At 57.2% G+C, this 22,639-nt stretch carries 11 protein-coding genes; 8 read left to right on the top strand and 3 right to left on the bottom strand.

Annotated elements, in window-relative coordinates; translation table 11 throughout:
* Positions 1–3 precede the first annotated feature (3 nt).
* The 7 genes from KQI65_15595 (at position 4) to KQI65_15565 (ending at position 14,472) form a co-directional block, all read left to right on the top strand.
* Positions 4–3,726: a PKD domain-containing protein gene (locus KQI65_15595; protein MCB2206166.1), complete on the top strand. Its 3,723-nt coding sequence runs from the start codon at positions 4–6 to the stop codon at positions 3,724–3,726.
* On the top strand, positions 3,723–5,123 hold the full coding sequence (locus KQI65_15590; protein MCB2206165.1) for a hypothetical protein: 1,401 nt from the start codon (positions 3,723–3,725) through the stop codon (positions 5,121–5,123). The genes KQI65_15595 and KQI65_15590 overlap by 4 nt, the downstream gene beginning before the upstream one ends.
* Before the next feature lie 285 nt (positions 5,124–5,408).
* Entirely contained in the window at positions 5,409–10,550 is a 5,142-nt protein-coding gene (locus KQI65_15585; protein MCB2206164.1) for a DUF4157 domain-containing protein, read from the top strand.
* 32 nt (positions 10,551–10,582) lie between these two features.
* A complete protein-coding gene (locus KQI65_15580) occupies positions 10,583–11,593 on the top strand; it encodes a DUF4157 domain-containing protein (GenBank protein ID MCB2206163.1) in 1,011 nt (336 codons plus the stop codon).
* A gap of 219 nt (positions 11,594–11,812) precedes the next feature.
* A complete protein-coding gene (locus KQI65_15575) occupies positions 11,813–12,598 on the top strand; it encodes a peptidoglycan-binding protein (protein MCB2206162.1) in 786 nt (261 codons plus the stop codon).
* A 24-nt stretch (positions 12,599–12,622) separates the two neighbouring features.
* Complete coding sequence (locus tag KQI65_15570; protein ID MCB2206161.1) at positions 12,623–13,969, top strand: ATP-binding protein; 1,347 nt, start codon at positions 12,623–12,625, stop codon at positions 13,967–13,969.
* Between the two features lie 140 nt (positions 13,970–14,109).
* Positions 14,110–14,472 carry a hypothetical protein gene (locus tag KQI65_15565; protein ID MCB2206160.1) on the top strand — a complete coding sequence of 121 codons (363 nt, stop codon included), beginning with the start codon at positions 14,110–14,112 and terminating at the stop codon, positions 14,470–14,472.
* A gap of 53 nt (positions 14,473–14,525) precedes the next feature.
* Here KQI65_15565 and KQI65_15560 read toward each other — a convergent pair whose 3' ends face one another.
* The 3 genes from KQI65_15560 to KQI65_15550 form a co-directional block, all read right to left on the bottom strand.
* A complete protein-coding gene (locus KQI65_15560; protein MCB2206159.1) occupies positions 14,526–15,917 on the bottom strand; it encodes an MFS transporter in 1,392 nt (463 codons plus the stop codon).
* Positions 15,918–16,021: 104 nt separating this feature from the next.
* Positions 16,022–18,658 (bottom strand): TonB-dependent receptor, encoded by a 2,637-nt coding sequence (locus tag KQI65_15555; protein ID MCB2206158.1) that lies wholly within the window; start codon positions 18,656–18,658, stop codon positions 16,022–16,024.
* A 46-nt stretch (positions 18,659–18,704) separates the two neighbouring features.
* A complete protein-coding gene (locus KQI65_15550; protein ID MCB2206157.1) occupies positions 18,705–19,814 on the bottom strand; it encodes a hypothetical protein in 1,110 nt (369 codons plus the stop codon).
* Positions 19,815–20,032: 218 nt separating this feature from the next.
* Between KQI65_15550 and KQI65_15545 the strand changes: the two genes are divergently transcribed.
* Complete coding sequence (locus tag KQI65_15545; protein MCB2206156.1) at positions 20,033–22,405, top strand: fibronectin type III domain-containing protein; 2,373 nt, start codon at positions 20,033–20,035, stop codon at positions 22,403–22,405.
* Positions 22,406–22,639: the final 234 nt, after the last annotated feature.

Raw genomic sequence — 22,639 nt, 5'->3', positions numbered from 1 at the left:
AGCATGTTACCAATCATTCCTACCCGCTATCCGGAGTTTGTCTCCGACCAGGTGCTGACGGCGACAAATCTCAATGACATGTTCGGTTACCTGGATCGACAGGTCCGCATGACACGCACCAACCTGATCGGTATTGGTATCGTGTGCGGACTCCATGTCCGGGTGTCCGATAGCGGTGATGCCATCACCATCACGAAAGGCTGCGGCGTGACATCCTCGGGCTACCTTGTCACCCTGCCGACAACGACGTATACCTTCTACAATGATGAGTTCACCGCCGAGCGTGAAGAGTATTATGACCGTTTCGTTGATCTGTCAACGAAGAAACAGCGTTTCCCACTCTGGGAACTGGCTGAGGCGGGGAGTACGGCGGCGAAAAAAGAACTGACCACGGAGTTCCTTGAAGACAAGGTTGTGCTCGTATTTGTCGAATTGCTTCAGCAGGGAAACAAGAACTGCGATCCCGACTCCTGTGACGACAAGGGGAGAACGGTCACGGTCACCTTCCGTCCCCTGCTCGTCGAGCGGAAAAACGCCGACGCGCTGCTCGGAGGAGAGGCCTCTGAGGGCTTTTCACGCACGGGTTTCCGCTGTGCGGAATGGCCGCAGCTGCGTATGCCGAGGTACGACGTACCCGCAACCTCGCTGCCTGACACCGCAAAGATCCTGCAGCAGTTCCTGCGTCCCCTGGGCAGTGGTTTCCTCTCGGATATACAGACGACGTTTTCCCAGGCCTATGCCGCCATGCAGCTGCTGGTGAATGACATTCTGCCCTCGAATCCTTTTCAGTCACTGAAAAGCGATTACGCCTTTCTCAACGATGGCAGCATTCGCGTCGATCAGCTCATCCACGCACAGTACTACTACGATCATTTCAGCGATCTGCTGCAGGCGTATGACGAGCTGCGTGATGTATGCAACGATGCGCTGGCCGTGTGCTGTCCCGATGAAGAAGCCTTCCCACGGCATCTCCTTCTCGGACGCGCCACGGGTGCGGATTCGAAATACCGGCACCGCTTCATTCCTTCACCCGCAGTCTGCTGTGGCGGGAACGCCTCCGATCGGCTGCGCATGCTGCTCCTGCGTCTCGCGCGCCTCGTCCGTCAATTGCAGCTCCCGGTCCAGCTTCAGGAACGCAGGCGGAAGCGTCTGCCGATCCGTTACACACCGAGTACGCTGGGACCCGAAGCGCTTTCCGTGAAAGCCATCCCGTACTACTACGACGTACTGGCGGGCTCTCCGGCACTGTACGAACTGTGGAATGAGCAGAAGCTGCGTATCGGAACGGGCAAGACGAACCTCTCATATCATGCATCGCTGTATAACAGCAGCGACGACTGGGTGCGCACACCTCTGCAGTTCGACCTCGAACCCTACAACTTCCTCCGCGTGGAAGGACATATCGGCACGCACTGGCGTTCGGCGCTTGGCGAACTTCTGGCGCTCAAGGCCCGCAACCGTCTCCCGGTAGACGTGGTAGCGATGAACGGGGATTTTGCAACGCTTGCCGCCATGCTGCGAGACAGTCTGCGCGATATGAGCCGGTCGCTGAAAGAACGTCCCGAAGACTGGAAGGAAATCATCTGTCTCTTCGGCGACCTTGAGACGCAATACGACGCACAGGTGGCCGAGCTGCGCTGCAGCCTCGGCACGGTTATGCGCTTTCTGCATGAAATGCCGATTCAGCAGTTGCCTGACAGTATCGGACAGAGTACAAAGCTCGCTTCGAGGCTGGTGAAGGATTTCGATTCGACGTATCAGGTTCGGGAGCAGAGCTACGGTGCGGTATTCAGCGCCTGGTATCCACGGGTGAAGGACCAGCCGTACAGCTCGATGATGCAGCTCGGCTTCACCGCGTCTTTCAATGAGAGTGCATTTACGGCTGCTCCCACCTGGCAGTACCCGCTCCTGTTGATGTACCGGCTGGAAAAGATTTACGAGGCGCTGCCGGAAGAGATGCTGCAGCTGCAGCTCACGGATGTCACGTTGCGCATGCGTGACGCTGCTGGTCTTGCCACAGTATTATTGCGGCTGGCGGGTTTTGCCAATGACGACAATGCGGCGATCGCTGAAGAGTATCGTCTGCATCTGGATGCAGTGATCAGGCTCTGCAAAGCGGGATTGCTGCGCGAACTCTATGCTTCTCTCATCGAGCGCTTCAAGCGCTACATGCAGAGTCAGACCTTTGCCATGTACGCGTACATGCACAGCGGCATACAGCACAAGGCAGGCGTGCCCATGGGCGGTACGTTTGTTATCGTGTATCACCAGAAAGGCCGGGCGCGGCAAAGCGTGACCATCGGGGAAGCGGCAAACACGATTACTGCCGAGGCCCGGGAAGAACCAACGACGGCAAGCGCAAACGACAGTGCTGAACGAATTCTCGGCGAAGTCGCTGTTGAGTCCTTCACAGAACATAGTTCAGGTATGCGGCGCGTGGGCAGCACGGAATCCATCGCCCGCGGTATTTCCTCCTCGCGACACATCAGTGATCTGCTGCTTCGAGAGGTCGCTGAACGTGCAAAAGAAGACAGCATCACCGATAAGGAAATGCTGGAGCTTGTAGCGGAGATCCCCGACGGAACCGTCATCGCGGACTTCTATCTGCCTTACATCTGTGCGTCGAGCTGTCCACCGATCAATTTCATCTGCCTCGGTTCCGATGAAAAGCCTGAGCCTTCCATCAAAATCGACGGAACGGATTTCTGTGCCGCGGACAAAGGCTCGTATGCCATTGATGTCACTCCGCAGGGTGGGACACTGACAAGCGATGGCGGGGGACTGAAACCGAATGAGGACGGTTCGTTCTCTTTCGTGCCGACGGGTGTGGATCTTGCCGATGGCGACACAACCACGGTGACGCTGAAGTATACCGTTGACGATGTGTCGGTTACCACACAGCTGCGTGTTCACCGCGCGCCTCGGGCATCGTTCCGCGTTGAACCTTCACCTGCCGCACGCAACGGCTTCCATTTCATCAATACATCCACGTTTGCGACGTCGTACAGGTGGGAGTTCGGCGATGGCTCGACCGATACCGCGGAGAGTCCCCTGCACACCTATGACGAGTTCGGTACCTTTACGGTGCAGCTCACGGCGAGTAACGACTTTTGTCCCGACCATGCAGCGACGCAGACCGTAACACTTGCGCAGGAAGGGGAACAGGCCAACTGCACGAAGCTGGAAGAACTGCATGACATGTTCGTCAAGCTCGATGACGGCATCTCGGATACGGCGCGCGAGCAGTTTGCGCCCTACAAGACTGCAGCAAATATCTTCCTGAAACAGCTACCCAAACTGTTCCCGCTTCCACCGCAGGAGCAGGCACTCAAGCTTGTGGGAATGCTGCCACCGGATCTCATCCTCACGTGGATGGAACAATTACATGCCGTGATTCTGCGTCTGACCAGGGGACGCAGTCCCTTCATCGAGCTTTACCGCATCCTCAATGCGGTGCTGATGTTCTATGCCTGTGTGCAGGAGGGAGACTTTGATCAGGATCCCATCCCGACACAGAAAGCATTCGAACGTCACCTGAAGGCGTTCCTCGGAACCTGGCGGCAGAACGCGCCGAAGTTCAACAATGCGGAACAGGGTTCCATCAGCAATATCGCGACGGATGTCGAGAAGGAAGCCGAGCGCATTTCCACGACAGCCAGAAACAAGAAAAAGTATCTGCGTTTTCTCAAAGGACTGCTTGAAACACTCGGTGCCCTGCGCGGATGACGGAGCAGCTGCATATCGTCCATCGCGCTGAAGTCGATATTCATCTCACGGCGGCGGCGGAGCATGTTCATGAGGCGGATATTCGCGCGTGGTGTGAACGCGTAGTACTCGAAGAAGTGGACCGTGCCGCTCACGACCTCTGTCCGCAGGACACCTACATTCGGCTTCCCCGTCTTTCCCTTCATCTTGCGTTCGATAATTTCCCATGGACGGACGAGGGGCGCGGTAGGCATCAGATGTATCTGCGAGAGCAGGTATGGCAGGCGCTCCGCGATGCGCTCCAGAGCGCAACTCCCGCCCTCTCAGTTGAGGATTATCACTTCATTGTGCTGCGTGAATACCTCGAAAGCGGCGTCGTAGCTGCGGGTCAGGATACACGGCAGCTGCACTGGATTGCCGGAGACATTCTGCAGCGTGCGGCCGGGGAGGTACAGGAATCGATGCGGCTCCTGCAGACGCTGCGTCCCCCTGCGGTGTTTCATCGTTGGATTCAGCTCGCGGGAATGTCTTCCATCGATACGCTGCTCGCCGCTGCCACCGGGAGTACGAGCCAGCAGTGGCGCGATTGGACGACACGCACTGTGCGATTGCTCGAAAGGAATGTGCAGCGTTTCTACGCCATCGATCGCAGCACTATGCTGCAGCGCATTCTCGTGCTCCTGGATGCGGAAAGCCAACAGCCGGAGACGCTTTTTCAGTTGCTGCTCGCGACGCTGTACAGGGGGAATGCCGCGATAGCGCGCAGTGACGATGCAGCTTCCGGCGACGAAGTGGTCATTGGAGAATTGCTCAGCGCCATCGATCAGTCGTGGACGATCCGCTTCACCATTCAGAGCACGCAGATTGATTCTGATACTGCGCAGCCACAAGAGGCCGAAGAGCTTCACGACAGGAAAGATGCTCCGGCTGCGGTGCATGTTGCGAATGCCGGACTCGTTCTTCTTGCCAATTTCCTCCCGCGTTTATTTGAAAACATCGGCGCACTGAACAGCGAACAGACACTTTTATCCACGCAGCGGCTTCCCATGCTGCTGCATGCGCTCGCCACCGGTGAAACCGCCGCGGATGAGTGGGATCTCCTGTTGCCGAAGATGCTTTGTGGACTGCAGTCTGAAGAACTGTGCGACACGGAAATCACGCTATCCGCTATCGAAAAGACGGAGATTGATGACCTGCTGCATGCGGTCATACAACACTGGGACCGTTTAAAGAATGTATCGGTCGAAGGACTCCGCGTGGCGTTTCTCAAACGGGAAGGGAAGCTCTACGATGAGGAAGGGGGGCTGCAACTGACCGTTCGTCCGGAGGGACAGGATGTCCTTCTCAGCTATCTCCCGTGGCAGTACACCTACGTGCGTCTTCCGTGGATGAAGCGCATGCTGGTCGTCGACTGGTAATGTCTTTTCCCAACAACCCTGTCTCCCATGTTTTCCAGCGTCGAAAAAACGAGCAAGCCTGCGGTCAACGTGCACACACGCACGGAGAGCGGGAGTGCGACATTTTTTCGTGCAGCGCTGGAATCCGTCTCCGAAGTTGCATCCCCTGAACGTGCGTTTTTCCCTTCCACCGTACAGCCGCGGCTGCGCGTCAGTACGCCAGGCGATCCGTATGAGCTTGAAGCAGATGCCGTAGCCGAACAGGTGGTGAACACTCCTGACGCCGCAGTGCAGACGGCGGAGCAGATGTCGCAGGATGCGGTTGGGAGGGAAGATGATCCTGTGCGGGAAGAGGAGGAGGAACAGGATGACAGGGGCGCGGGCATGGGACAAGCCATGGTCGCGCGTATGGGGGACCCGGAAACGGAGGAGGAAGAAGACTTGCAGGCGCGGTTTATGCAGCTTCCGCATAATGATGGGCGAGAAAATATGCAGAAACTGCATAATATTCCCGCCTCATCTACAGGAGGGCTTTCCGCGGGCCTTCAGCGCATGAGTATTGGTATGCATCCATCCGATGTCGTACAGCGCAGTGGCCGGGGGCCGCCTCGCGCAGACAGGACATTTGAACATCGGCTGCAGAGCAGCACCGGTGGTGGCAATCCGCTGCCGGGTTCAACCAGGGAGTACATGGAGTCGCGATTCGGAGCGGATTTCTCAGGCGTACGCGTACACACGGATGCGCGCGCCCAGGAAATGAATCGTGATATCCATGCGCATGCGTTTACGCATGGCGGAAACATTTATTTCAACAGTGGGAAATACGATCCCGATTCCTCCGCGGGAAAGACCCTCCTCGCACACGAGCTGACACATACGATTCAACAGGGAGCGAGTCCGGTGCAGAACAGCAGTTCCGCGGCCGTGGTGCAGCGACGCGTGCAGCGAAGCGCCGTTACAGGGGAGTTGCAGCGCAGTGCATCTCCTCCGCATCTCGAGCATGCCGTCAAGCTGGCGCAACAGGAAGAGGGCAAGGTCATTGCGAATGATGTGGGTCCTGATGGTTTCCGCGTGGGTTGGGAACGGCTGATCGAATACTTTGAAACGTCCTTCGGAAAAGACAAGATCGTGGATGCGCCGACCGGGGTACCCGGCACGGTCTGGCGTGGACATATCAAGAAGAAGGCTGAGGTGCAGGGACAGATCCCGAACCAGTCGGATCCCAACGAGACGGAACTGCGGGACGCCATGCCCAGCTGGTGCGGCATCTTCGTGTTCTGGAGCCTGAACAAATCCGGCATTCCCATGCCGAAGTGGACACTCGGCGAATCCATGATTCCACCGGAAGCGGCCTATCCACCGGGATATATGCCCAGGGCCGGTGACATTGCCTACCGCAAACGGCGTTCACACTTCGGTATTGTCGTGCGCACCGAAGGGGGTCGCATCGTGTCGGTCAACGGCAACACCGCAGGCAGCGACAACCTCGGTGGTGAAGTCCAGGAGCAGACGCACACGCCGGAGCAATGGGACGGCTTCTTCAATCCGCTCGCCGTCATGGAAGGAAATCTGCGAGCCCCGGAGAACGGAGATGCCGAGACCGAGCCGCGCTCGCTGCGCGACCTCCGTCGTGAGAAATTCGGTGCGCAGCGCAAGGCCGATGGCGAGGAAGAGCATGAAGCTGAGCAGAGTACTTCCGTCGATTATGTCGAATCCGGCATGTTTGTCAATGCGGACGGCTGCCTTCAGTGCAGTGAAGAGCAGGAACAGGAGGAGGAAGAAGAATTGCAGCGCGATGCTCTGTCGCCTGTTGTGGAATATGTGGCCGTGCCTGACGACGAGGAAGACGACATTCAGCGGCAGGCAGAGGAGGAGGAAGAGGAACAGCTCCAGACGAAATCAGTACAGCGCAGCGAAGTCGCGTCGCGTATCCGTCGCGTCATGCCTTCCCGTCCTTCACACGTGCAGGCGTCCTGGTTCGGTGATGCATGGGATGCGGTGTCGGGTGTTGTCAGTGAGGCAGCGGCTTATATAGAAGAGGGAATCGATGCGGCGAAGGACTGGCTGCTCGGGAAGGTGCGCGACTTTGTCGTTGAAATCCCCGGTTACAAGCTGCTTCGCGTCATCCTTGAATACGATCCCATCACCGGGGAGTCTTTCCCCCGCACGGGTCCGGCTCTGCTCACTGCAGTACTCGATCTGATCCCGGCCGGCGAAAGTATCGTGCGTCCCGTCCTTGAATATTTCCAGGCCATCACACCTGTCTCGATTTTCCTCCTCAGCGCGGTGAACAGCTTCATCGGGATGATTGCATCGGTCAGTTCCCGTTTCGAGCGATTCTGGGACGACCTGAGCATCGACGATGTCGCAGATCCCGATGCCGTCATCGACCGTATCGCCAACCTCTTCCGTTCTGTGGTGACGAGCATCGTCGATTTCGCGGTGGGGACAGGCGAAGACTTCCTCACCATGGTGAAGGACATCGCGATCACCAATGTGGTGCGTTTCGTCCGTGAGTACTTCCCGAATGCATTTGAACTGCTCTGCGTCATCCTGGGAGAGAATCCGGTGACGAAGGAGCCGGTCGCCAGGAACGGCACCAACATACTCAATGCAGGACTCGCCGTCCTCGGAGAGTACGGCGCACAGATCCGCCGGCAGATGATGGAGAACGGGATATTCCAGCAATGCGTCGCATGGATCGACCGCAGTATCAGTGTTGTTACGGACAGTGTCGCCGATATCGCGCAGGCGTTCACCAACATCTGGGAAGAGCTGTCATTCGATTCCCTTTTCCACCCGGTGGATACGTTCGTGATGATCGTGGACAATTTCCGCCGTCCCGTGACGCGTGTGACCACATTCATCCGCGACGCGGTCGTTGCGCTGGCGGGCATACTCCGCGATGCGTTGCTCGACCGGCTTTCCCGCTTTGCGGGTGATGCGCGGGGGTACTTCCTGATTACGGTGATCCTGGGACGTGATGTATTCACGGGCCGCGGCGTACCGCGCAACGCGGAGAACCTGATACACGGTTTCATGAGCCTGATGGAGGGCGGGGAAGAACAGTTCCAGCAGATGAAACAGAGTGGTGCGATCGACCGCACCCTGCAGAAAATCAATGCTGCGGTTCGTCGACTGAATTTCACCCTGGAGTATATCGTCGGACTGTTTACCGGACTGTGGGAATCAATGAGCTGGAACGATTTCCTGCGTCCTTTCACCGTATTCGGCCGCATTGTCGCCACTTTTGGTCGACCGGTACGCCGGCTGATCAGCTTTATCGGTACCATCGTCGGTATCGTTGTCGAGACGCTGCTCGCGGTTATGAATTTCCCGATCGACCTCATTCGCCGCATTATTTCGAAGGTCATGGAGGTCATCGATTCCGTCAAGCGTGATCCCATCGGTTTCCTGAAGAACCTGCTGCGCGCAATCAAGCAGGGCTTCGTACAGTTCTTCGACAACATCCTGTCGCATCTTCTGACGGGACTCTCAGACTGGTTCTTCCATCAGCTCGGGGAACTCGGCATCGAGAAGCCCGAAGACCTCAGCTTCCGGAGCATCCTGAAGCTCATCATGCAGATACTTGGCATCACACTCGAACAGATCATGGAGAAGGTCTGGACGAAGCTCGCGGAGAAAATCGGGCAGGAGAAGGTCGACAGGATTCGATCCATGATCGACCGGCTCGAAGGCATCTGGAGTTTCATCAAGGATGTCATGGAGCGCGGTCCCATTGCAATCTGGGAATACATCCAGGAAAAACTCAGCAACCTCTGGACCATGGTTCTCGACGCCGCGAAGGGTTGGATCATGGAAAAAATTATCGGTGCCGTCGTGACGAAGCTGCTGAGCATGCTCGATCCGACCGGTATCATGGCCGTGATAAACAGCGCCATCGCGCTGTACCGCGCCATACAGTCCTTCATCGAATACCTCCGCCAGATGCTCGAGATCGTCAACTCCTTCGTTACCGGCATTGCCGAAATCGCCGCGGGGAACATACGCTCCGCTGCGGATTTCCTGGAGCGCACCATGGCGCGCGGTATTCCCATCGTGATCGGTTTCCTTGCAAACCAGGTGGGACTCGGACGCATTGGACGCAAGATGGCGGAAATCATTGGTGTTATCCGGGAGAAGGTCGATTCCGCCATCGACTGGCTCATCGACAAGGCCATCAATCTTGGTGCGCGCTTCCTGCAGAACCTGCGGCGCATCGGCAGCAATGTCGTCGGTGCGATACGGCGCTGGCTGGGAGTCGAGAAACGGTTTACCGCGGCGGACGGCAGCAACCACCGGCTGTACCTGGGCGGTACGGAAGATCATCCCACCCTCATGATGCAGAGCACGCCGACGACCTATCACGCATTCATCAGTGCTGTGCAGATCGGTGAAGGGGAAGATGCGGCTGCGAAGCAGGCGGCGAAAGAGCGGGCCATGACCATTGCGGCGAATGTCGACACCGTGCTTCAGGCTCCGCTGGAAGGAAGTACGGATGAGGAGAAGAAAGCCAGCAAGGCAGCCAAGGTCGAGGAGGTCGAACGCCTGCTCACGCAGCTCGGGCAGCATACCGGAATTCTATTCGGCGGTGGACCGGCGGCGGTTGAGGAATCCGTGATAGAGCATCAACCCGCCACGGCAGGACCGGATACTTTCGGACGTTTCGCGCGGGGATACAAGCTCGCGCGCGGCAAGTTTGAAGCGGGATCGGTGCCCACCCAGGCCCGTCACACGACCTACGACATCCTCAACCTCCGCAGGCAGTCGGGCGGAGCAAGTTTTTACATCCGTGGACACCTCCTGAATCACAATCTTGGAGGGAAGGGGCTGTGGTACAATATGACACCGCTCTCGAGAGCAGGAAATCATCAGCATGAAGCGCAGGTGGAGTCTGCCGTGAAGGCTGCGGTGGATTCCGGCGCCATCGTCGAGTACACCGTGCGACCGGACTATTCCGCACGGGGCACGGCCGCGGGACTCAAGCAGGCATTCGCCGCCCGCGGGGATCCGCATGCGGAAGTGAAAGGCCGCATCGTCGACGCGGAAGAGCGCGTGCCGACGGCAATGCAATGCGATGCGCATATTCTCGAACGTGACGGCGAATCGTTCCGGCAAACGCAGCTCATTGTGTCGAAGAGCGTGCCCAATCCCATCGAGCAGGATGCCGGGGCGTATTATCTCGCAGGCGATCCGCCGCCCGATCCGGTGTTCCTCGATTCCTCTACCCGCGCGGTACTGGCTGCGACAACCGGTATCGGAGACACGCTCGCCGGCAGGATCGAGGAAGCCCGAGGCGGTCCCGGAGCCGTACGGCGTTTCGGCAGCTATGTCGCATTGAGCGAGGCCAGGAAAGAAGATGACACCGCGGTGTTTTCTCCCGCGCAGAAACAGGCGGTCCTCAGACTTCAGCAGATCGAGCATGTGCGGTTGTTCAGAAGTAATTAATGCATCCCATACGATTGGAGAAAGGATAGATCATGGCAAAATCCAATGGACGCAAGCGCGTGCGACGTGTCCGCAAGAAAAGCAGCACGACGCGCGGCGGTCCCTTTTTCAGGGGACTCATGAAGAGCATGCATGCGAAAGGTGAACCGTTGAAGGAAAGCACGCGCCGTTTCTTCGAGCAGAGGATGGGTACGCGTTTCGGAAACGTGCGCCTCCACCGTGACCAGGAAGCTTCCTCGGCGGCACAGGAACTCGGGGCCCGCGCATTCACGTACGGTGACCATGTTGTGCTGAACAAGAAGTACCTGACAGGTGACGGTAGTCCCGACCGTGCCTTGCTTGCGCACGAACTCAGACATGTCCAGCAGCAGCGCAGTGGGTCACCCGTATTGCAGATGGCTCCCGAATCGAGTACCACCGAACAGGAAGCGGTAAAAAGCGGGACAGCGGACAAAGCTGCTCCCGGAAAAGCGGCGGAGGCGCAGGCACGGCAGGAAGAAGAGGATGTCATGCAGCCTGTCGTCCTGCCGGATTTCATGACGAAGCGCGCCCCTTCGCATATGGCAGTTGCGGGGAAGACCATCAGTGTGACCGGGAAGACAGACGCTGATTTTGATGGTGGCGTCGGGCGGACGAAAAACCTGAAGGGCGTTCCGAACAAATCGTGCAAGGAATGCGCTGATGACTGCTATACGATCACGGGGACGCTGGTGATTACGTACAGTGTCAATACGACGGTAAGTTTGCCCGCGGTGCCTGGCGGACTCACACCGTGTCAGCAGGACAGGGTGAAGGCAGTGATAGACGGGAAAATCGCGCCGCACGAACAGCAGCACGTCGCCGCGTTCAGTACATACAACGGCGTCGTCTCTCTGCCCATCAATTACACCGGCTGTAAAACCGGACTGGAAGCGCATGTGCAGGCCATGCACGACGCCAATGCCGCAGCAAGGGAAACGGCGGCGAAGAAGAAAAGTGACGCACTCGATCCCTTCAACGTCCCGATCGATCTCGATTGTGAAGATGACGATGGAAAGAAATAGTCATACAATGGAATGACAGGCCGTGTCCATCGCGGGCACATTGCAATGTTGCACCTGTGAGTCAGGAATCGTATTGTTTACCTGTCGAACACGCAACACGTATCCCGACAACACACCCTCGAACCAGCAGTGTCATGCAGTGATTGATCGTCCACGCCCGGGCGCTCCCGCATGGCTGCAGGCAGAACGCTGATATCCCATGCAAGGAGGTACCTACCAATGTTCACGTATACGACGCAGGTGAGCCGGCTCGAATCATACATCAAAAAAGAGATTGTTCTCGAAGCCAAACTGACACGGGGCAAACGCGGCAATGCCGTACGCCGCGTGCAGGAGTGGCTGACGTTCAATGGATATGGTCTGGTGATGGACGGTGCATACGGTCCCATCACTGAATCCGTTGTCGCCCGCTTTCAGCGGGAACACAGCCTGGCGGTGACCGGACGAGTGGACAGGAAAACCTGGGAAGCGCTGGTCCATGCCATGAAGACGGTGCTGCAGCGCAATCCCGATGCAGGGAACAACATCAACAGCGCCGTCGTCAATTATGCGAAGCAGCATCTGGCCGAACATCCGATCGAGCTGCGGGCGGACAACTGCGGTCCCTGGGTTCGTCTGTATATGAGCGGGAAGGAAGGGCCGTCCCAGTACTGGTGCGCAGGCTTCGCGCGCTTCATCCTGCGTCAGGCGACCGAAACCCTTGGTATCCCCATGCCTGTGACCGGCTCTGTTTCATGCGACCGTTTTGCGGCACAGGCGAAGAGTGCCGGACTCTTTCTCCCAGAGTCGGAAGCCAGAAGCCGCGGGGTGCCGCCAGGCAGCCTGTTCCTGGTACGCAAGCACAGCAGCGACTGGACGCATATCGGTATCGTCATTGAAGCGACGGGCTCACACATCCGCACGATTGAAGGAAACACCAATGACGACGGGGAACGCAACGGATACGAAGTCTGCGAGCGCACGCGTTCCTATCGGAAAAAAGATTTTATTCGACTGACAGTCTGAGCCGAGCCCATGACCACCTACCAGATGCCGTTACCAAAGACGCAGGGCGCTGCGCAGCCGGGATCATTGACCGCGGCTATGGAGCTTCTGCGCGACATGCTGTTGTACCGACTCGAAATGCATTTCAAGGGGGTGCAGGTCAGTCTCGACTCTTTCAAAGGCGACGAAAGGTGGACGGCGGCTGAAGCATGTCTGCAGGTCCCGGACGCGCTCACGCAGGCAGAAATGACGGTGCTGCTGCTCGCGCTTGCTCCGCGACTGCAGCCGGGTTTCTATGAGGATGTTATGCGGGCAGCGATGCCCGAAGGCGGGGAATTTCCCGAGTTTGGCGGGGTCAAGGGACAGCAGCATCGCGCCATGCTTCCCACCGGGGAAACGGCGTTATTCCTTCTTGCAGGAATGGATATCGAACAACGGCTCGAAGTGCAGCGCCTGTTCAGTGAGGATGGTGCCTGCTCCAGGCTGGGATTATTGCATCTCGAATACCTGAGTGAAGGCGAGCCCGCGATGAGCGGGCGACTGCAGCCGGATGAGGACTGGCTGGAGAAAATCCTTATCGGACAGGACGCGTCCCCGGTGTACAGCAGCGAATTCCCCGCCCGGCGCATTACGACGTTGATGGACTGGGAGGACCTCGTCCTTCACCCGCGCACCATGGAACAGGTGCTCGACATCAGGCTCTGGATGGAATACAATGCGCGCGTGCTGGAAGACGCCGTGCTGCAGCGGAAGATTACGCCCGGGTATCGCGTGCTTTTCTATGGTCCCTCTGGCACCGGCAAGACCTTTACAGCGACGCTTCTGGGCAAGCATTTCGATCTCCCCGTTTATCGCATCGATCTTTCCCAGGTCGTCTCCAAGTATATCGGTGAGACGGAGAAGCATATCGAGTGGGTATTCTCGCGCGCGGCCAGAAAGGGGTGGATACTGTTCTTCGATGAGGCCGACGCCCTGTTCGGAAAGCGTACCTCTGTGCAGAGCGCGCACGACAAGTATGCAAACCAGGAGGTGGCTTACCTCCTTCAGCGCATCGAGGAATATGACGGACTGCTCATCCTCGCATCGAATTACAAGAACAACATTGACGACGCGTTTCTCCGGCGTTTCCAGACCATTATTCATTTCCCGATGCCGAAGGCGGCGGAGAGGCAGAAACTCTGGGAGGGCACCGTGCCGGCGTCACTTCCTCCCGAAGAAGCGCTCGATTGGAAACAGATCGCAGTGGAGCATGAGATAACAGGCGCGGGCATCGTCAACGTCATGCATTATGCAGCGCTGCGTGCATTTGCCAGAGAGGATGACTGTCTTCGCCGCCACGACGTGATCGAAGGCCTGCGCAGGGAGTTTCGGAAAGAAGAAAAAACGATGTGACGGATCCGACGCTGCAAAACGGATTTCCCGGTGTTGCGTCGCGCATTCGGATGGATTAGTTTACCACTGTCGGAAACCAGGCTGCCTCAGCCTGTTCCACAGGAATTTGCCATCCAATGCCTGACTATCAAGGAGTACGTATGTACCGCTTTTATCGCATGCACAAGGACGAGCAGGATAACGATATTCTTACTGTCGTGGATACCTGCGCCATTCAGGGAGATCGTATTCCCGCACTGGAAGAATCCTACCCGAACAAACTCTTCTACCTCGGCGTCGACACGGACAATCGCATCGTGGTCACGAATGAGTTTACTGGCAAAGTTCCGAAAGAACATTATGCGGAAGTGGAAGCATTCATCAACAGTGCCGATGACATGCGCGCACTTCCGACCTATCATTACGGACATATTCTGCTTAACCAGGTCGACCGCGTGCCGCACCTGGATCTCGTGTACATCGCGGAGAGCGAGCAGGAAGTGTGGGACTTTGTGAACGAGTAGGTCTTCCCACGGTTGCATGTTGAAACGTCCCGCTCTGCGGGACGTTTCTCTTTTCAGGCATGAGGATGGAATACCGGTTTATCACCCCCCGGAACGGGGGAAGGGAGATCGGATTGCGCGGCCTCCCGCTCCGCCCGTGAAAATTTTACGCGTATCAGGAGCAGGAAACCCACGATAAAGTATGCGGAGATAGCCAGCACCGCGAGACGGTAACTGCCCGTATGCTGCAGGGCCAGGCCGAAGAGCAGGGGACCCAGCCAGCTGGTTCCGCGTTCACTGATCTCATAGATTCCGAAATACTCCGCTTCACGTCCGGGAGGGATCATTCGGGAAAACGCGGCCCGGCTGAGTGCCTGGCTGCCGACCAACACGAGTGCTGTTACCGAGGCCATGAGATAGAAATCCGTTTTCGTCTGCAGCAGTCCATACGCATACAGCGTGATGAGGATGTATACCACGAGGGAGAAGAGGATGGTGCGTTTTGTACCAAAGCGGCGCGCAATTCTTTCGAACAGCCAGGCACCGATGACACCCACGAACTGCACGATCAGGATGATCTCGGCGAGGTCCTCCATACGCAATCCGATTTCTTCCTGTCCGAACTGCGTCGAGACCGTAGTCACGGTCTGAATTCCGTCACTGTAGAGCAGGAAGGCGACAAGAAAGAGCAGAGTCTGGGGGTAGCGGCGCAGTCCGCGAAATGTCTGCGTCAACTCGCGAAATCCTGCGGTGATGAGCAGTCCTTTCCCGCTGCGCGTACGCTGCGCTGCGCGTGATTTCAAATGCAGCAGTCCCACACCACCGAACAGCAGCCACCAGACGCCACAGCTTGCCAGAACGATACGGGCGGCATGCAGTTCCTGCATACCCATTGCGGCGCTCTGATCGAAAAACAGGTACTGCAGCAGCAGCAGGATTCCGCCACCGAGATAGCCGAGACCCCAGCCGGCCGAACTGACGCGGTTCCTCTCGTCGGGACTGCAGATCTCTGGCAGAAAGGCATTGTACAGTACATCGGAACACCCGAAGAAGACATTGATCAGGAGGAAGAGTCCACCCCCGAGCAGCACATCGATTTCTCCTACCTGTGACAGCGCCATGGTAGCGGCACTGCCTCCGGTGAGACTGACAGTCAGCAGGGTTTTCTTGAGTCGTGTGTAATCGGCCAGGGCGCCGATGAGTGGGAGCAGAATTATCTGCAGAAGGACGGAGATCGAAATGAGATAGGGATAGTACGCTCCGGGATGCATTGATAATCCGAACAAGACCAGGGCACCATCGTTTCCTGCGGCATTCACTGCAATCGAAGTGATGAAGGGACCAAAGAATACAGTGATCAGTGAGGTCGGAATTGCGGCGGCGCCAAAATCGTAGATTTTCCAGCCGCGGACTTCATCAGCGAAGTGACGGTTGCCGGAATTCCTGTTTGCGAGAGCGAAGGGCATGGCTGCCACCTGTGCGGTAGTGTGAGGAGGGAAAGCAGGGATGGACTGTGCCATCCCTGCCGATTATGGACTTACGTTTCCAGCGCGGTGTACATGTCGTTCGTTCAGAACCGAATCTGCATTTTCGCGGTGAGGAGCCGTCCGATTTCGCCGCCACCGACATACTGCACATGCTTGTGGTCGAGCGCATTGCGCACGCCAAGTACGAAGTGCGGATGCAGGGGAAGAGGAACAGGAATACGGACGCCGAGATCGATCAAACCATAGCTGTTGATGTATCCTTCATACACGCCGGATTTCACACGATGTCCGTTGACGAAGCGATATCGTGCCGTACCCTGAATGCCCGTGGAGGGTTCGGTGTAGAGCAGGGACAATGACGCTTTATGCTGTGGCACATTGAGGGAGAGCGGACCTTGTCCATCGACGTCATCGAAATACACCTGGCTGATATAGCTGTACGTTCCACCAATGCTGAAAGTGCGTGAGAGCTCAGCTTTTACCGTTACATCGGTACCCCAGTAATTGATGTTGCCGTAGTTGACCGGGATCATCAGGAGTTCTGTCCGATCGTATGCCTGCTCAGGTGTCACGGTGCCGAGTGGGACCTGTGCCATTCCCTCTGCGAGCTGAGCCGCGATCTGCTGCGCTTGATCAGGGGGGATGCCCTGTGAGAGATATTGATACAGGTAGGCGGCAGTCTGTTCCCCGTTGAGAAAGACGTTCGGTGTTGCAACCCGGGCCGGGGTAATGAAGTTTTCGTATTCGGAATAGTACAGGTCTACTCCGAGCTGAATGCGTTCATTGACCATGCCTTTGTACCCAAGCTCCCATGACTGGTGATCCGTCGGTGTCAGCCGATCGATATCGCGGATGCTGGACGCGGCGACAGGATCGAAGCCCTGCGTTTCAAGATTGAGCATGGCGAGTGCACCTCCGACCTGTGTAGGATCGGGATTGGGAATGCTCCTGATTGCTTCTATGAGATCCGGAGGGAGTTCGACCTCAGCGAGAACCGCCTCTCGAGACAGTTCCCAGTATGCGCCTGCCTGCCCAACGGGTAATCCCATTCCGGGATTGCTGGCAGAGTAAAAAACGAGATCCCCATTCTGCCGCTGGAAACTGTACCCACTCTCCGGCACACCCACATTTCTCAGGTTGTACATCATCGGGTCGAAATTTGTATCGAAAATATCTTCCGCGACGAGCAGGTCGAGGAAAAGGTCACTGATCGCTGGAGTGAGATACGCCTGGTTGTAAGTGGCGCGAATGCTGTGATTTTCTGCAGGAGTATAGCGCAGTCCTGCACGGGGAGAGAACACCGGGTTCTCGAGCGCGCTGTGGTAATCCACGCGTCCCGCAAGCAGCAGGCTCAGCGAGCCTTCGATCAGCCTGGTGTCAGACTGGAGGTAGGCGCCGAACTCATTGACATCATCGTTGTTCTCGTTCCGCCCCATGATGGTACCGTCGGTCTCGGGGCGTGTGAGATACATGTCGGCACCGTACGTGAATCGCTGCCAGTCTGCAATGCGGGACCCATTCTGAAGTTCCGCTACGATTTTCTTCGAATTGTCGACGATGGGCTGATCGGCGCGAAGCAGGTAGGTGCTTCCGGCATCATTCATATTGATATATACCTGACCGAAGAAATCACCGCTGGTAAACCGCGATTGCACATGCGAGAAGCTGAAGTCTTTTGCGAGCACGGCACCGTTGTCCGTGAGGTCGAGCCCGCGCATGATCGAGCTGCGCCCGGCATTCACAGTGATGGTGGAATGATCCCCCGCAAGATAATCCATACGTGCATCGACACTGTAGCGCTCCGTGCTGCGGTCTTCAGGATACGGTTCGACCGGATCGGTGAACTGCCAGTCTTCAGCCGAGAGATAACCGGCGGAGACCTTGTACCCGAAGCGTCCCCCCACGGTGCCCGCATGACGGCCGCTGAAGGAAGCGAGCGACTGTGATCCGCCCATGATACTGACATCCGTTCCGCGGGAAGCGAACGGGGATTTCGTGATGATGTTTGTGACACCGTTCGTGACATTCGGTCCGTAGAGCGCGGAACCCGGTCCGAGGACTACTTCAATGCGATCGATATCGGCGTCATCGATGCTCTGCAGATACGAAATGTTCGCACGCAGGGAAGGCAGATTGGTCAGACGATTATCCACAAGCGTGCGCATTGTACCGTTGAAGACATTGTTCAACCCACGGGCGACATACTCACGCTGCATCACTCCTTTTTCCGCAACATCGACACCCTGGACCCCCTGCACATGGTCCATCACCGTGAGGGCGTTGCGCTGTTCCATTTCGCGGGTCGTCAGCACAGCGACCGATGCAGGGGCATCGAGCACCTTCTCCTTTCGACGCGATGCGGTGACGACAACCTGCTGCATGTCGAGTACTTCTTCATTCAGTGTCACATTGAGTTTCAAAGGTGTATTGCCGTTGACATCGATATTGCGTGTATCGGTTTCGAAACCAATGCAGGATATAACGCATGTATAGCGTCCATCCTCAAGTGTCGTGATCTGAAAGTCCCCTTCAGTATCCGTGTACGCCCCGGCAACGAAGCTGTGTTCTGTGCCGTGGAGGATGCGGACGTGTACTCCCGGCAAAGTCTCTCCAGTGAGTGCGTTCGAAACCTTCCCCTGCACTGCCGGAGTCTGGGCAAGGAGTGGGATGTACAGTGCTGTTATCAGGAACAGTGTGATCGGGATGATGTGTCGTCGCATGGTGGCCTCCGTTATTGATAGTGTGGTTCTGCCTGTATTGATGGTGTTACCATTCCTTGCGAAAGACACCCATGCTGCGCCAGGGCTGCAGGCCAAGGCGTGCACAGATGCGCTCCGATCCCTGATTCCCCTGTGTAATCCATGTCGTGTACATGGCATCGTAATTCCGTGCGATGGACGTGAAGTGACGAAGCAGTTCAAGCACGGCACCTGAATTCTGGTACCGTGGGAGCAGACCGATGGCGAAGCCGACGAGCGTGCGGCTGTATTTCGCATACTGTCGCTGCCAGTACGTCGTAAGGGGATGCGGGAGACGATAGGACAGCTTTAGCGCAGGATTGCAGTCGGCAAGAAAGACCATGGCACCGATGGGCACGTCGCCGCGGTAGGCAAGCGTAAGACTGCGGTCGAGCACCGCTGGGATGTAGGAAGCCGCCGTGAACGCATATTGATCGGTTGTCAGGTCGTCCCTGCTCCAGTTGTTGCGGAAGGCTTCATTGAAGACCACAGCGAGGTCGCCGAGTCCTTTCCTGAGTTCCGCCAGCGAATAGGATCTTAGCGCATAGCCGGTTTCGCGTTTCGGAAGTGACGCGCGGAGGGCCGCGACGTCCTCTCGCAGCGTCAGGCTTCGCCAGGTGCGGCCACGCTGCTCGATCGCAAACCCCGCGTGCTCGAGAAGTCCGGGATAATATGGAAGCGAACATGGTTCGCCGAGGACATTTGACTGCGAGCAATTGTCGAGATGCACACCGGTGAGTCCTGACGTATCGGGATTGAACGGACCATGCAGCGCACGCACGCCATGCTGTGCACAGAGATCACTGGCCGTGGCGAAGAGGCGGTACGCAGCTTCCCGGTCATTCACAGATTCGAAAAACCCGAAGAGCGCTTCACCATGCTGTCCTTCGCCAGGGAGAAGAACAGAGCATCTCCCGATGACCTGCGCCCCACGCTGTACCGTGAGCAGGATGAGACGGCGTCCGTGGAGCGAAGGGTTGCTCTCCCTGTCCAGCAGTCGACGCACTTCGTACACCGGCTGTCTGACGGCATGCCGCTGTCCGCGATACACGAGAGCGGGGACATCGAGAAACTCTTTCCACTGGCGCTTCGATGCGACGATATTGACGGTGTACATGATGATCTCCTGTCGACTCATACTTGCAACTGCTGGAAACATAGGGAGTTGCATGGCACGAGCGGTCACTGTGCCGTCAATCTTTTGTCACAATTCTGTCATCGGTCGGGGAAATGCAGCAGGAATCGCATTCCATTATTGCGATTTGTATGTCTGCTTTTGATATTTCCGCATCGAGGCGACAGTATTACCGCAGTGCGTTCCTCGTCGGGACGTGTGCACTTCAGCAGGAGACAGCAATGAAACATTCGCTACCGTCCTTCCTTACCCTGTTTCTTTCGCTTACTATTATTATGTGTACCGGCAGCCTTCAGGCTCAGCGGGTGCTGGTGGATTTCGGCGCGAACGCGGGAGGCAACAGCTTCGAGGTCTCCGGATGGAATACGCTGATCAAAAGTGATGCAGTCGACTATACTGCGGATGGTCCCGGGGGACTGGTTTCAGACGTCTCGGCGGATGAATACAGTGATTACATGGGTGTGAGCGGCATAAGCAGGGCGTTCACGGTTGCGGACTGTATCGTGGTCACCTGGTACAACCGTTCCGACGAGACGGTACGCTTCACCGCGCGCATCAGTTTCACCGACACCGACCAGCCGGATGGGGGGAATTCCGATGGTGCGTGGTTCACCATGCGAAGTGCGGAGGATTACCGGGAAACATGGACTGAGCTCGCACCCGGGGAAACCGGGCAGACGATGTTCGCCATTGCGCCCGCTGGGGTCCATGCAACCATGGGAAGCTTCAATCTCGTGAATGTGAATTGCGCCATTGAATGGGGAGCCAGCGACCAGAAAAGCTTTCTGGTTTGCGATAAAATTGAGCTTGCGAGGGCGGATGTGCGTGCCCCGAGCATACCCAGCGGACTCCGAACGGTGCAGGTGACAGATTCTCAGGTGCAGTTGCAATGGAATGATGCGGCAGACAATGTTGGTGTTGTCGAGTATTTCGTCTATGCAGACGGACTGGTGGAGGGATATACGAGAGAGAACAGTCATACCTGTGTGTTCCTCGAGCCGGAAACCGACTACCGCTTTACCGTGACAGCACGGGATATGATGGGGAATGAAAGTGCGCATTCCGAGGAATTGACCGTCACGACAGAGAGCTTTGCGGGTGACGCCACGCAGCTACAACCCGCGGGAATGGAGTATCGCGGGGCGTTCCGCTTGCCGGAGGACTTCAACTGGGGCGGCGAAGCGATTGCGTATGGCCAGGACGGAGATGGGGGACAGAGCGGAGCGGGATCGGGCGACGGATACCCGGGTTCATTGTTCGTGAGTAATCTCAACCAGCCGGAAAACGGTCTCGTGGGAGAGATCAGTATTCCCGCGCCGCTGCAGGCGACGACCGGTATCGAAGCTCTTCCCGTCGCCGCAGTGCTTCAGCAGCCGGTCAACATCCGTCCCTCAGATATCAACAACTGGGACTATGTCGATATCTGGCGTACGGGTCTGGAGTACCTTCCTTCAGACCAACGGCTCTACAGTGCCTGGAGCATTCACTATACAGTGACCGGAGAGAAGCACGCGAGCATCAGCTGTTGTCCCGCCGATAATCTTTCCGGTGGTCCCTACGCGGGTGCCTGGTACGTGGGCGATGCCGGTACGCCGCCGATCGACGCGCAGATGAGCGACTGGCTGTTTGCTGTACCGGATGCCTGGGCGCAGGACCATACGGACGGCAGGCAGCTCGTTGTTGGCCGATTCCGGGATGGTGGACTCAGCGGGCTCGGTCCCACCATGTATGCCATACCCTCCGCAGGAGCGTCACCGCCGGGACAGGGCAGTGAGCTCGACTTTACGCGGCTGTTGGAGTACGGTCCCGTACAGAACAGCGATAACTACCATTTTCCCGATGCCATCGACGGATACAAGCACAGCGACGAATGGCGTGAGGCCTGCTGGCTGGAGGCCGGGGAGCAGTCTGCCATCGCCGTTGTCGGACGCAAGGCCTTCGGGGATAACTGGTACGGCTATCACGGTGAGCAGATGCGGCACGACTGGGTGATCGCCGATGTCCCTTACCCCGAATTTTACGAAACGGACCCTGATGGCAAGGGCTGGCGTGCGCATCTCATGCGTCCCATGATCGTGTTTTACAACGCGGACGATCTTGCGGACGTCGCCGATGGCGTCTCCTCACCACATGAGCCGCAGCCCTATGCCGCGCTGCGCATCGATGGCAGAATCTTCTTCGGAAGCGAGCAGGAAATATTTTCCGCAGCATACGATCCCATCAATCATTTCCTGTACGTGCTCGAGTTCGTCCGTTCGTCCGAGGGAAGCCTGGTTGCCCATGTGTTCGAGACGAAGGAAGTCGCAGTCAATGATGCTGCGCGGGATATGCGACATCCATCGGATATTCAACTCGACGTCTATCCACAGCCCGCAGGCGACATCCTGAATATCGTTTGCAGCGGGGAAGCGGGTGCCGCTATGCATATCACGTTGAGCGATGCACTTGGCCGCACGCGCATATTGTATGATGGACGCATGCCGCAGGGCGGACTCCGCATTTCCCGCGATATTGCATCGCTCTCTGCCGGCCCTGTCTTCGTCGTTCTGCGCACATCTGAGGGCATACGCTGCAGGCGTCTGATGAAGTTGTAAATGGAAAAATGGAACGATCTAAAGATGGAAACATACCGTCGATGTCATATTTCCATCTTTCGATTCTTCCATTTTTCCATGCTTCACAGATCCCTCCGGGTCCGGCGGCTCAGGGATTGCTTCCACAAAGCCAATAGGCATCCGGGGACACGCCGCGGGAAGCAATCCCCCTCCAGCCGAGTTTGCAATCTGCAATCTGCAATCTGCAATCTGCAATCTGCAATCTGCAATCTG

It is taken from the genome of bacterium, assembly GCA_020444325.1.
Lineage (GTDB): Bacteria > Bacteroidota > Ignavibacteria > SZUA-365 > SZUA-365 > BM516.
The sequence above is the reverse complement of the archived record's forward strand: the minus strand, read 5'-3'. Positions and strand labels throughout refer to the sequence as shown.